8 protein-coding genes are annotated in these 13,214 nt (G+C 53.7%); 1 reads left to right on the top strand and 7 read right to left on the bottom strand.

The features are described 5' to 3' along the window. Positions 1-324: 324 nt before the first annotated feature. On the top strand, positions 325-1,353 hold the full coding sequence (locus tag NST08_RS15080) for a LacI family DNA-binding transcriptional regulator (RefSeq protein ID WP_341341930.1): 1,029 nt from the start codon (positions 325-327) through the stop codon (positions 1,351-1,353). 515 nt (positions 1,354-1,868) lie between these two features. Here the strand turns inward: NST08_RS15080 and NST08_RS15075 are convergent. The 7 genes from NST08_RS15075 to NST08_RS15045 form a co-directional block, all read right to left on the bottom strand. Beyond that, positions 1,869-2,489 (bottom strand): flavin reductase family protein, encoded by a 621-nt coding sequence (locus NST08_RS15075; protein ID WP_007128243.1) that lies wholly within the window; start codon positions 2,487-2,489, stop codon positions 1,869-1,871. A 117-nt stretch (positions 2,490-2,606) separates the two neighbouring features. Next, positions 2,607-3,887 carry an FG-GAP-like repeat-containing protein gene (locus NST08_RS15070; protein WP_007128244.1) on the bottom strand — a complete coding sequence of 427 codons (1,281 nt, stop codon included), beginning with the start codon at positions 3,885-3,887 and terminating at the stop codon, positions 2,607-2,609. Positions 3,888-3,963: 76 nt separating this feature from the next. Further along, positions 3,964-4,761 (bottom strand): polysaccharide deacetylase family protein, encoded by a 798-nt coding sequence (locus NST08_RS15065; protein WP_341341929.1) that lies wholly within the window; start codon positions 4,759-4,761, stop codon positions 3,964-3,966. A gap of 101 nt (positions 4,762-4,862) precedes the next feature. After that, entirely contained in the window at positions 4,863-7,121 is a 2,259-nt protein-coding gene (locus tag NST08_RS15060) for a rhamnogalacturonan lyase (protein ID WP_007128246.1), read from the bottom strand. After that, the gene (locus NST08_RS15055; RefSeq protein WP_007128247.1) at positions 7,105-7,875 is read right to left on the bottom strand and encodes a DUF1961 family protein; all 771 of its coding nucleotides are present in this window, start codon (positions 7,873-7,875) and stop codon (positions 7,105-7,107) included. The genes NST08_RS15060 and NST08_RS15055 overlap by 17 nt, the downstream gene beginning before the upstream one ends. An 81-nt stretch (positions 7,876-7,956) precedes the next feature. Next, complete coding sequence (locus NST08_RS15050; protein ID WP_007128248.1) at positions 7,957-10,557, bottom strand: exo-rhamnogalacturonan lyase family protein; 2,601 nt, start codon at positions 10,555-10,557, stop codon at positions 7,957-7,959. 262 nt (positions 10,558-10,819) lie between these two features. Then, positions 10,820-13,144, bottom strand: a complete 2,325-nt coding sequence (locus NST08_RS15045; RefSeq protein ID WP_007128249.1) for a helix-turn-helix domain-containing protein — start codon at positions 13,142-13,144, stop codon at positions 10,820-10,822. Between the last annotated feature and the right edge of the window lie 70 nt (positions 13,145-13,214).

The raw sequence follows: 13,214 nt of genomic DNA, 5'->3' as shown, positions 1-13,214 counted from the left end.
ATCAAATATGTCATAGTTTCGCTATTCTGTCAAATCTTCTTCCTTGAATTGTGAAAGGTGATATAGCATGTCAAGGCTCTTTGTCTGTAGCATGCCATAAATCGCAGTTTCCCGGTATTCCAATGGATCTCAATTACCGCCGACAATCGCCGTGAAGTTATATTGTCATCTTCAAAACACCTTCTTATCCCCCAACTCCCCATCCTCCCCCGTCTTTAGGAAATAAGGAAGCATGCATGCTATAATAGAGGTGATTGCCTCAATCATCCAATATTTTCGTACTCATACAGGAAACGTTTCCGATAGAGAAAGGGTTAAAGGATTATGACGAATTCAAAAAAAGTAACCATTGAGGATGTTGCCAAAAAAGCAGGCGTCGGTATTGCCACCGTCTCCAGAGCCATCAACAACAGCAAAGGAATCAGTCCGAAAACAAAGGCCATGATCATGCAGGTAATCGAAGAAATCGGCTTCAGTCCGGATACGTCAGCTCAAAGCTTAAAGGTCCGTCAGACGTATCAAATCGCCTTGGCCGTCCCGGACATCCGGAACGCCATCATCCCGGAAATCGCCTGGTCGGTCGAACAGACTGCCAAACAGCACGGGTATCGGGTTGTTCAGATTAATACGGCCGGCAACGCCCGGAACGAGCTCGAAATCGTGCGGGATATCAAGAAGCTGCACGTGGACGGGCTGATCATCATGCCGCTCGCTTACCCTAAAACGCTCGGAGATCTGATTAGCAAATCCAGCCTTCCGGTATCCATCATCAATTATGGCAAGCAGCTCGGCGATGAGTACAAGGCCGATATCGTCGGCCTCGCAAGGCAGGAAGGCAGACTTGTCATGGAGCATCTCATCAAGATCGGGAGAACGCGGATCGCTTATGCCGGCGCGCCAAAGGATAAAATCGAAGAACGTTACTGGGCATATGAGCAGTCGTTGAATAAGGTCGACCCTTCCCTCGTTTATTTCGGAGAAGATTTCTCTTTCGAGACAGGCGTCCGCGCGGCGGATTACTTCTACGGGCTTAAACATATGCCGGACGCGATCTATGCCGTCAACGACATGGTCGCCATCGGCATTGTTAACCGATTTAAAGAATTGAAGATCAAGGTTCCGGAAGACGTCGCTGTCGTGGGCATCGACAACAACGCGTGGACCACGGTTACTACGCCGCAGATCAGCTCTGTTTCCATAATGGGTGACGAGGTGGCGCGGCTTGCCACGGAGCTGCTCTTGAAGCGTTTGCGGGAACGGAAAAGCGGCGGCTACGAACGCGTTCAGTTCGAACCCCGACTGATCGTGCGGGAGTCTAGCGTATCCATCACCCGAACCACCGCCGCGGAATAAAGATATGACGAACTTGCGTGTGAACAATAAGAAAGACCGTGCAGCAGCTGCTGCACGGTCTGTTCTATGATTGCTTGAGTAAGGTTCGAGAAATGATCTCTGTTCCCTTTCCAAGCGATTTGGCGAGACCAAATGTGCTTTTTCTCACTATGCTGTGTCAGAGAAGCTTGCTAATAAGTAGCCGTAGATCATCGATGAGTGTGTCTGGATTTGACATGGCAATCATATGACTCTCACTGCTCCGATCTCGGGGATTTTCATCCGTATTCTTCGGCCATCCGTCATATTCTGTAAACCTCTCAATAAGGTAACCCAGCCTGCGCATTATCTCGGTCCAGACGCGGGCGACGCGTTTGCTGCTCCACGGAGCCTCATCTGCCGGCTCTGGATAAGCGGAACAGGCGAACCCGGGAAGTGAGGGTGCCACGATGTGTAACGCAATCCTTGGAGCTTCCCTTTTTGCTCAACTCTTTTTGTACGGGTTCCTTGATTCTTCGATGATCGTGATCTTTCATTTATACGGACCGAGGTCCGAATACCGGCGCTAACTTCGATGCAGAAAGCTGCTCGCTTAGCCCGAAATATTCGCAAAAATTCATGATCATCGGATTCCATTTCGAAGGATCGATATAGTTGGACTCTCCATCCATAAGAAGCCCTTCTTCGATATGCACTTTTTCAATGTAAACTTCCATGGCAACAAGCGAACTTGGTTCTTCAAAAGGGTGGACCTTCACAAGCCTGGCTTCCAGGTGGATGGGACATTCCTTGACGCGCGGTGCGTGAACGAGTTCGGACGGAAGTGGAGTTAGCCCGGCGATCCCAAACTTATCCGCCTCATGCTGATATCCCCTCTCGGCTTTAGATTCCGGCACAGGATTGCGACCGGTCAATAGCGTCAATTGATCGATTGCGGGAATCAAGTCAACCGACGGAAGATTCAGCACGCACTCGCGCTCACGGATCAGATTTTGAACGGTCTGGGATTTGCTGCTCATCCCAAGCATGCATGATTGATTGAGCCACCAGGCGGAAGACATTGGAGCCAGGTTGGGCGTGCCGTCTTCGTTGACCGTGCTGATCAATACGACCGAAGTGCCGAAGTATAGGATTTTGGGCTGGATTACTTTATGCATGACAGACACCCTCTCTCCACTATGATTTTTAAGTAATGTATCACGAGACCATTTATGGAAGATAGGGTTTTGGAATAAGACCGCAAGATCTCGAAATTGGACCGGGGATTCGCCACATCAACTAGAGAACAGCGGAACTTCCCCGCCCGGATACAAGGTCGAGCTGGACAGCCGTTTCGTCTGCGGCAAAGGAATACCCGAAGCAGGCTCGCTTAAATCTGCACTTTTGCTCGAATAGATAGACGCTGTTTCATCGCTGTAAATAATGACTTGCTCCATACCGCTTCCCCATAAGTCGGCATGGACGGCATATCCCTCGTCAGGAAACTCCGCGATTGCATTCATGTGACCGTCATACAAGGTGGGAAGGACCCCTCCACCGCGCCGATAAGCCAATATATAGTCCAGGGCTCCTTCCGCCCATCCGCGCAAAGGCTCGATAATCGTTAGCCAGCCTGGTGTTTTGCGGTCTTCTTTCCAAACCTCCCGGCCGCTGCCGTCGAGCAGGAATAAGGCGTCCTTGCCGACCAAACCCTTCCCGTCGTCCTCTCTCACAAGCCGGTCCAGCCCCGCAATTTGCAATCCAGGCAGGTCGCTTCGGAAGCGACCGAGCGCGATGTGCTGCGACTCGATGGAGCCTTCGTATCGCCATAGCTCCCTCCCGTTTCGGTCATACATGACCGTGACGCTGCCTCCGATCACGATCTCCGGGTCTCCGTCGCCGTTCACGTCGCCGATCCAAATGCAATCGGCATGGTCATCCAAATCGCGGCAGCTCCATAACGGCGTGCCGTCATGGTCCAACAAGGTATAACCGGCCATCACTTCATCATACCCGTCCCCGTCCAAATCGTAGACCCAAGGGAAGTGGCCCGGATTGCCCTCATGCGTCCATAGGATGTTGAAATGATGGTCCATTGCCCACATGCGGCGATAACGATCCTTTAGGATGATATCCCGCGTATGCGGGCTTCCCGTCAAATTCGCAACGATAATGCAGTCATGCGCCTCCGGATCCGGCAGCTCATGCGATGATCTGACGCTTCCGTCGTACCCGTTAATGACCAAGAGACGGTTCTCCATAACGCATAACACCTCTAAATGACCGTCTCCGTCGATATCGACAATTTGAGCGGGATAATCCGAGCCTTGACTGCCGGCGCCAGGATCCGGTTTGCCTGTTTGCCACAGCAGATTCCCCTCCAAATCGTACGCAGTGAGGCACTGCACCTGATGGGGAATGTAACGCACGTCCTGGCGGTTGTCGGGTTGAACGAGCAGCATCTCCATCCGGCCGTCTCCGTTTAAGTCGCCAAGCAGCATTTTACACCGCGGACCTGCTGCCCGAATATCCAGCCTCCCGATGAGCAAAGGATCAATTGCCTTCCCTTGGTTCATCCGATATCCCTCCTTTTGATGAATGATCATGAAAAATCCTCAAAAGCTCCCTCCAACTGCCATTTCGGCACTCCCGCTAAAGCTTGATCTGCTCTCCGCCTTTCACTTCGACAATCTGTCCATCCACGTCCAACCAAACGCTTAATGCTGACGGGTTATAGACGAAATCCAACGCGGCTGCAAACTTCAGTCCTTCGAATGCTTTCGTATAATCGACTAACTCGATGTTCGTGCAATACCAGATTTCCGGTTTACCTCCTACATAAGCGCAGAACTGTTCCATAAGTTCCCAATTTTGATCGTGATCGAATTCGTAGCTATGCCCCCATACGTTCATCAGATACAAGTACTGCTTTTTATGCAGGCTCATGAAGGTCTCGGCGTGCTTCATCAAATCACGATTATGATGACAGGTCGGCTGCCATTCCAGGAAATCGTCCGGCATTCCGAAATGCCCTGAACTCGCAACGACTCTCGCATATTCTATCCCGAGGCCCGGCAGCATCTCTTTAATTCTGCGGCTGTAAGAGCCGTTCGGATACGACATCCCTCGAACCGTATACCCTACGATACCCTCCAAAATGCGCCGGTCTTCCATGACTTCATGCACGATTTGCTCATTCGGACAGCGAGCGATCGTCGGATGGGTCAACGTATGCGCCGATACCTCGTGACCTTCATAAAGCGTTCTGACCTCTTCTGCCCCCACCCTGTCCGGCGTTCCGAGCAGCCCGGAATTGATATGAAAAGTTCCTTTGAGCCCATGCCGGTTCAAGATGTCCACCAGCCGCCGATCGGCAAATCGTCCGTCGTCATAACTCAATGTCAGGGCTTTGTGCCTCCCTCCAGGAAAGCACTTCATAATTTTGGTCATCCTGTTTCCTCCTCATCGGATATGCTCCTCGTGACGGATTATGCTTCCATTACGAGATATACTCCTCGTGAACGAAATATCCCCCTCGTAACGGGGGCCGATTACCTTCGCCTTGCGCGGGGAAGATACAATTGCGGAACAGGCACCATTCCCCAATCGATATCGGATGCAAAATAAAAGCTTGTATAACTTGGCTGGTTATATACGACATTCTGCCATGCAATTCCTGTCCGATATTGCGTATCATGCATCAACGTATACAATTTTCGGTCCGTTACTTCGGTGCTCAAGTAGATACGGATCGCCGAGCTATCCTTTGTTCGAACCAACAGCTCCTCTCTCCAATCTCCGAACACGTCCGCAACAAGGCATGGATTTCCCTTCGTACCGTTGTTGGAAACCGCGCCTTCTGCGGTAAGCAGCCTGCCTCGTTTCCAGTCGTCGATCGTAACCGGCTCGTCGAATCTGCCGTTGATGATCTGTGTGGTCATATCAGCCGACCATTTGATGCTCATGTTCGTGCCCGGTACCTGTGCCGCAATCCGTTCTCCCGTACATGTCATCAAGCCGAACGCTTCATCGCTTTCATAACCTTCGCTGCACCATGTTTGAAGGCCGCGATGATTCGGTTCAACCTGCCCGATCATTCCGCGCCCAACGTCATCGATTGCGAAGCCGCCGTATAACACCTCGCCGGTTGCCGCATCACGCAGCGTATATCCGTAGGGTCCCGATGCGCCGCTTTCATGGACCATAAATATCTCCAACCCTTGCCGATCCGGATCTATATTCGCTACATGAAGTGCATCGCCGTGACCCAGCTTGGAGATTGCGCCAGGCTCCTTGCTTTCCGGGGGCATTTCAGCCCGAGAGCTGTATAAAATCGTTCCGTCATGGTCGATGGTTGCCGCCCCGTATATAATTTCGTGGCAGCCATCTCCGTCCACATCTGCAACGCTTAATGAATGCGCGCCTTGTTTAGCGAGGCTGCCGAACTTCTCACTGCGGCCGTCCTCTAGACCAAGCGTATCATGAAAAGGGTTATTCATCGAAACCCAGCCGCTGTCGACGAACCACTTCTCCTTAAGGCGCTTTCCATCCCAGGAATAGGCTGCGACGGCGGCCCTGGTATAGTAGCCGCGGGCAAAGATCGCAAACGGTTGTTTGCCGTCCAAATAGGCTACGCCTGCCAGAAATCGGTCCACGCGATTACCGGGCTCGATGCGGTTCCAAGCATAATCCCCCCACATCAGACCGTCATCATGCCGCCCCGGCTTATAGGGGATCGTCTCCAATTCCTCGCCCGTATGCCCATAAAATACGGTTAAATATTCAGGCCCATCAAGAACGAATCCCTCGAATGACCGCAAATTGTTGCGGCCACTCCGACTGGGAGCATACACATCGAGGAAGTAATCGGCGAGCCGTTCCGCATCCCCCCTGGACAAAGGGTAATCGTAACGTTGCTCGATCCCAAAGCATTCTTCCAGCGTGGAGGGCCATCGTCCGGCCACCACCTCCTCATGGGAGTGCCAGCGCATGAACACTGAGACGATATGCTTATAGTAATCCTCGCTGCTCATTCGATAGTCGTCCGAATGGCTGTATCCGGCAGCGATATCCTCAGGCGGCATCGTTACATAAGTTTCGGTGGTGCTCTGACCTGCCTGATTGTACCGGATGACCTTCGTGCCGGGTGCGGTCTTAAACATGAGCTCGGCTCTCCCGTCTCCGTCAAAATCGTAGACCAGAAACTGCGTATAGTGGGCACCTGCCCGAATGTTCACGCCTAGGTCAATCCGGTATAGCAGCGTTCCGTCCAGCTTATAACAGTCGATATACACCTGTCCGGTGTAGCCGGAGTGCGATACATCTTTCGCGTTTGAAGGGTCCCATTTGACAAAAAACTCATACTCGCCGTCGCCATCTACATCCCCTACGCTCATGTCATTCGCCGAGTATGTAAAGGTTTGACCGGTCGGCGTTATGCCGTCAGCCGGTTTTTGCAAGGGTATTTCGTAGTACGGACCTTCCCACGGATTGACATCGGCACTTCGGTCGACCTCTTGACCGTCGACAACGGCACAAACATAGTAAACCGAGTCTGGCGTCCCGCCGGGATCCAAATAATTGGTGCTGTCGCAGACAACTGCGATCAAGCTGCCATCTCGATACAGGTTAAAATCAGTTCCGGTCAGTCCGTTACTGCTAAAGCCGCTCACTTCATTCCCGAGCAATCGCCAGCTGAGAAATACTCCTTCGGATGTGACAGCTGCAACCAGCCCGCGACCCAGGTATTCCAGCTGAACCTCGGACTGATTCCTTGTTTCATTTTTGTACTGATCATGGTCGGTTTTCATAATTAGGCCCCCTCTCAATTGATGATTTGCCTGCGGCATACACGGTTAGATTTGCATATTCACCAATCAACGGGGCCATCTGGCGGAAACCAACCTTGCCGCCGGCGAGTTGCGGTCCGTACGTCTGACCGTCGTCCTCCCATGAGAACACCGGCAGGTCGTTAACGGCAAACGTAATGCGGTTCTTATCCTTGACGATGAGCATCCGGTAAGGGCCAACCGCGTCCATGACGCCAGGGATGGGATCCGCCCCTTGAGCGACCAGATGGAAGCCGTAGCTTTTTCGCAAATTGCATGTGTGAAACATCCGTTCTTCCGTCCACTTCCTCCGAAAGTAAGAGATATGGAAGGCATTCATTTCGCCGTGATGGTACTGGTCGTATTCCCCCGTCCGGGGCTTGATCGAAGGATCGAATAAATCACGCCCCTCCGTTCCGGTTGCGCAAAAAAACATCATGGCCAAGCCCGGCTCGCGCACCGGCCAAAAATCCCAAGAAATTGCGGCGTCTGCCGGAAAATCCTCAAGACACCACAGCACGAAATTGGCGCGCTGTCCCTCCTTCTCATCCAAGATGCTCTCGAGTCGCATTCGCCCCATAGGAAACGTGACAGAGGCATTCCCTTCCAATCGAAAATCGGCGACATGCTCGGGATCGGCTAGCGGGTTCACGTATATCTCCCTCCAGCCTTCAGGAATAAGCGAGCTATCGGCCGGTGCCGGAACTCCTGATTCGGTTGATTGATGAGGTTTCATCTTAAGTAATGCTCCTTTCTTCCAGCCACGGGCGGATTGCCAACTATTTTGCAGGGCGGACGTGCCGATTACCAGGCTTCTTTATATCTTGGCTTGTTGCCGTTCCGATACCGTATGGCCCGGGAGTGCGTCCGGGATCAGTTCCAGGCTGATGATCGTGTTCAAAGACCACTGCGACGCCTCGTTCGTGTTCATCCAGTCAATCTCCTTCAGCTCGCCGGCGTAAGTAACGTCAGCCGAGTCTTTCTCCAGATCTGTTGTAGCAAAAGGATGTGACAGCAGCGTCGACCAGGCAAAATCGGCTGTACGTCTGTCCTTTCGGTACCAAGCGCCGTAAGCGACGAGGGCCAGTGTCAGGACAGGGTGCTCAAACCGCTTCGTGCTGATTGCACCGCCGGTAATTTGATCCTTTTCTTCTTGCGTGAGATTATAGAACACACCAAAATCAGCCATCATCTCATCCCACTGCTTATCCTTCAGCATGCCGGACAGCTCGAACCACACTTGCGGTGCGCCCATGCATAACGCCAGATGCCGTCCCCAGTTGTCGTCGCCCATCGACGTAAGCACGCCGGTTATCGGGTCGTAACCGTAAGTCGGACCGGAGATCAGACCGAAATTCGCCTGTTTGATACATTGAATGCCGGTCAGCAGTTTGTCACGGTAAAATGGATCCTCTTTACGCTCCCAGCGGGTCATCCAGTTGGAGCTGAAGGCCGCCCAATCGGGACCGACCCGGATATGCGTCTTATGCTCGTCCTTCGGAAAATAGGCGCGCATCGGGTCGATATGAACGGTTGTATAATCGGCGTCCTTGGCCACATCCATCATATCCCCGATTCGTTCGTCCCCCGTCAAATAATAATAATAGCGATGCAAGCCGGCCATGCTGATCCGGGCTTCCTTGCAGCCGCAGCCCCAATGGACGACGTTATGCCGGGAGCCGAGGCCTGCGTATTCACCGAAGTGGTAGACGTCAACCTCGCTTGTATGGCGCGTCATCGCCTCCGCCATCCGGAATATATCTTCGCGTCCCGAACGCAAAAACATCAGCCACAGCCACATGTTCGGGACCAGTTCGGTATTTTGCCACGCACAGCCGCCGAGATCATAATTCCAGACATGGCGGGCAGGGTCATAGCTGTGCATGAAATCGCCGTAATCCCAGAAGCCGTACCAGCGCCTCTGCTCTACCTCCCTTTGGTAAAAGGCGATGATCCCGTCCAGCTTCTCTTCGAGACGGGCCTTAATGGGCGTTCCCCGGTCCGGCAAGCTCCAGATGCCAAAAGCGCCCCGGCTCCGCAAATAAGCCGGCTCGCATACAAGCAGCGGCGGCGAATCGTTATAGCTCGCGTAGGCTTCCAGCTCAATCGGCGACGGCGTCGCCCCCCGGCACCAGATCGTCAGCTCGCTCGTATTGCCGACGCCGTAAGACGTTGCGCGCAGCTCTTCCGCGCCTTCGTAGGAAGACTCAACATGCGTGCTCGTATCGTAATGGCGCATGTCCATGGCGGGAGCTTCCGGCGACCAGAACCAGGCGGTCAGCTGGGCCTCGTCCGCCGTGAGACCGTGTGCCTCCATGCCGGAAGGATGCTTCTGCCAGAAATTGCGCATCGCAAGAGCCAGGCCGCCGCCTGGCCCGCCGACATACGCGACCCCGCGCCCTCTCCGGCCTTCGGCGGATTTGAGCCAGCTGCACCCTGCCTTGGTCCGCTTGGCCATCAGGTAATGGTCAGCTGAGAGCTGCGCCATTTTATAGCCGTCCCAGCACGCGGAATCGTCCAGCAGATTCATGAAGTATTCATCGGCCATGTCTTCATCGGGCAGCAATTCCCCATTGAGCTGACGCTTGAACAGCTCCAAATATTTGCCATGTGTACGCCGCGTATGGAGCGTCTTCGGCGATTCGCTTACAAAACCGCTGTCGCCCGCGAACCGGACGTGGCGGTTATAGAGCGGCCCGCGCATTGGCAGCCCGAAACGGATGCCGAGTCCCTTCACGAAATCCTGATTCGGATTGCCGTCATAAAAAAACGTATGCACGACCCGAAGCGACTCCAGTCCCGCGTAGGCGTACAGGCGAAGCGAAAATGGCAGCCATTCTCCGGTTCCATTGACGGCACGGTGACGCCCCGTCAGCTTAATGACCGCTCGGACCGGGCCTACTTGCTCCACCTTCGCCTCGTAAATCCGGGATTGATATCGCTCTTGCCGGATCGTTCGGCTGCCGGTCAGCTCGCTTACGCTCTCCTTGATGGCAATTAACTCGCCATAGGAGCTTATGCTGATACCGTTGTGTTGAACATCGGCGATCATACGGCTGCCTGTTTTCGGTACCCGAAAGGAAATGACGCCTGTGTCGATCGTAAAGTCGTTCTCCGTCTCATGCACCGACAGCGAAGCTGATGTTGGCAATAGCCCGGGTTCTGCCTTCACTACCGCGCACCCATCAGGAGCGCCAGCCGGAAAAGCGGCCGCATGCGCCGTCCATTTCACGCTGCCGTCCGGCCAATATGCAGTCGGCCAGCTCTGCAGCGCAGGTGCGGTGCCGCCTTCCATATGCAGCGACAGCCGCTCGTCCCGCGAAAGCTCCCCTTCCTTCCACGGCATCCCCCACGTCAACCCTGCCGGAATAGGCGTGGCTGCCTTTAACCAACGCAGTTGTACCCGCGTGTCGTTCATGGAATCATCTCCTAACGTTTTTGCTCACTTCCGACTTCTTCAACGCCCTTATTGTAGTGAGCTGAGGTTTTCCCGGCAATGACACTTTCTTGATGACCTCTTCCGGCCGAAATTGCACGATTTCTAAAAGATTGCACTTTATTGCACGCGAAGGCTAAACGAGCTTCTCACAGGCCCTTCGCTTCGCAACAAAGCCGGCAGCGTTCGCATGATGAACCACTGCCGGCTTCTTCCCCGATGTGTCTTTTACGCAGCTTGCTTCCTACTCCGCCCGGCTTAGCTCGCGGTAACGGGTGGGGGTCATGCCCTCAAGCTTTTTAAAGATCCGGTTAAAATAGCTGTGCCGATATCCGACCTGTTCAGCGACCGTGTTGATTTTCATCTCCGAATCCCGAAGAAGCTCCTTCGCTTTTTCCATGCGCAGCTCGGTCAAATAATCGATAAAGTTCTTGCCGGTCACCTGCTTGAAGGATTTGCTCAGGAAAAACGGGTTCGTGCCGATGTGATCGGCGCAATTGTCGAGCGAAATGTCGCGCATATAGTTTTGCTGCATATAGATCATGGCTTGCTCGATCAGCCGTTTGACCTGGCCATCCGTCCTGCTTGTTAGCTCCTTCATGAAAGGTGCGATCACCTTCATCTGGAACCATTCGCGGGCGCCTGCAGGCTCTTTGATCTGAGATAGCTGCTCATACAGGTTGGCGCCCTTAAACAGACGATTTGGCTGAATGCCGGATACAAGAATTGCATGCTGGACGGAACCCAGCAAATGAAGCATCCCCTGCTGGACGTCGATCGCTTTGGCCTCTTTCACGGACAACGCTTTCTGGAACTCGACGAGCAAGGCGTTGGCGTCCGCTTCCTGCCCGGTCCGTAGCGCCTGAAGAAACTCCCGTTCCAGCGTGAACGGGTACTGCGGTTCGGACGAATCCTCAAAGTCCAGCTGCTCCATCTCGATGATTTGGTTGTCGTTATCGAATTTGCGGAAGCTGGCCGCGTGCTTCACGCCCTCGAATGCGAGCGGTATGTCGCTAGCCCGGGTGACAGCCCGGCTGATCGCTACGGTCACCACCATGTTGAGCAGCCGGTTAATCGTCCGCGCAAGCTCTTCGCTGAATGCTTTGATCGTTTCCGCACAGGGCTCTCCTTCCGGCAAGATCAGCAGCACGCCCGATCCGAGATCGTGGAAATTGATCGTGCTGCTTTGCTCGAAATAGGAATCCGCCAGCTCTTCGATCATGTTGACGGACGCAAAGGTGACCAGTCCCTCGTCCCCAAACTTGAATTTTCCTTCCATGCTGGCGATTCCGGTAAGCTGTACGTACAGCACGACAAACTGCTTGCCCCGCACCTGCCATTTATACCGCTCCATCCGTGACCGAAGGTCCTCCTCGGTATATGCGTACAAATAGCCCTGAAGCAGCTGATGGAGAAAACTCTCCTTCACGTGCGGCAGCTGCTCGACCAGCTTGGCGTTCAGCTCCCGGCTTTCCCGGTTTAAATGCTGCCATTGCCGCTCGATCAGCGTGAACTCGTCCTCCCGGCTTCCGCCTATCAAGGAGGCACTAGGCAGCAAATCCATCATCAGCCGTTTGACGGGCGAATACATACGGTTCGATGCAAGCCAAGCAAGGAGCACCGCCAGGAAGAGAGCGCTCAGGCTGACCGTCAAAATGACTTTGGATATAAAGACAACCGGCGCCGTGATATTGGTGATCGGCGAGGCTGACACGTACAGCCAGCTGTCCATGATTCGTGCGAAATAACCGTATGTAACCGCGTAGGTTTTATCGTTCCATTCGTACAGGAACGAGCCTTCCGTGCTCCCGTTCAATTCGATCTCGCTCCTGACTGCCATAACAAACGTCGAGTCGATCGTACTCCCGTTGGCGGATACGTAGAGCTGCCCGGCCGGCTCCATCAGAAAGTTCTCGCCGTCGGTATAAGGCGTAATGGTCCGCAGCGCCTCCGCGACCTGATCGTTGTCCAAGCGGACGATCAGGGCACCGATCGGTTTGGGGCTGCCCCCGGGAACGAGATGCACAAACGTCAGTTCCCGTTTTCCCGGCTGATCAGGGTCAAGCGCCAGCTGTGTCCAATACGTCGTTTTTCCCGCGTCAAGGAGACGATCGTAAAGCGATATGACACTTCCGTCATGCAAAGCAGAGTATTCCGGATAAAACAATACCGGCTGACTTCCGCGCAAATAGAGGCTGACGTTGCGAATCATCGTATTGGAGCCCTGCATCACCAGCAGCGTATTCGTAATATCGCGGGTCTTCTCGAAATCGCGCACGAAGTCGCGATCGCTGAGCGAATAATCGAAGCTCGTATCGAACGCCCAATGCGCCAGCATCATTTCGAGATTGGACAGCTGTTTATTGAGATTCTGCGACCGCTGCTCAATCTGGTTATTATGGAGGTTCAACAGCTCCTTTTCCAGCTTTCCCCCCGCCATGGAGTACACGAGAACCCCTGTTATGATGCCGGGAATGCCGGCAACGAACAGGAACATGATCAAGGTTTTCCTGTAGAAGCTGCCGGATCTGCCGGATAAGCGGGCCAATAACGTCTTCCATCCATTCATCGTCAGCTCACCAACCATATCTAAAATTAGTTTTGCCTTCCCACGTCAGGCGGACCTTTGATCTTTCAGA

The organism is Paenibacillus sp. FSL K6-1566 (genome assembly GCF_038050475.1).
GTDB lineage: Bacteria > Bacillota > Bacilli > Paenibacillales > Paenibacillaceae > Paenibacillus_AQ > Paenibacillus_AQ lactis.
The sequence above is the reverse complement of the archived record's forward strand: the minus strand, read 5'-3'. Positions and strand labels throughout refer to the sequence as shown.

Excerpts from the sequence above, each read along its gene's own strand:
- NST08_RS15080 (WP_341341930.1), top strand. The coding sequence starts at position 325 with ATGACGAATTCAAAAAAAGTAACCATTGAGGATGTTGCCAAAAAAGCA.
- NST08_RS15075 (WP_007128243.1), bottom strand. The coding sequence starts at position 2,489 with ATGCATAAAGTAATCCAGCCCAAAATCCTATACTTCGGCACTTCGGTC.
- NST08_RS15070 (WP_007128244.1), bottom strand. The coding sequence starts at position 3,887 with ATGAACCAAGGGAAGGCAATTGATCCTTTGCTCATCGGGAGGCTGGAT.
- NST08_RS15065 (WP_341341929.1), bottom strand. The coding sequence starts at position 4,761 with ATGACCAAAATTATGAAGTGCTTTCCTGGAGGGAGGCACAAAGCCCTG.
- NST08_RS15060 (WP_007128246.1), bottom strand. The coding sequence starts at position 7,121 with ATGAAAACCGACCATGATCAGTACAAAAATGAAACAAGGAATCAGTCC.
- NST08_RS15055 (WP_007128247.1), bottom strand. The coding sequence starts at position 7,875 with ATGAAACCTCATCAATCAACCGAATCAGGAGTTCCGGCACCGGCCGAT.
- NST08_RS15050 (WP_007128248.1), bottom strand. The coding sequence starts at position 10,557 with ATGAACGACACGCGGGTACAACTGCGTTGGTTAAAGGCAGCCACGCCT.
- NST08_RS15045 (WP_007128249.1), bottom strand. The coding sequence starts at position 13,144 with ATGAATGGATGGAAGACGTTATTGGCCCGCTTATCCGGCAGATCCGGC.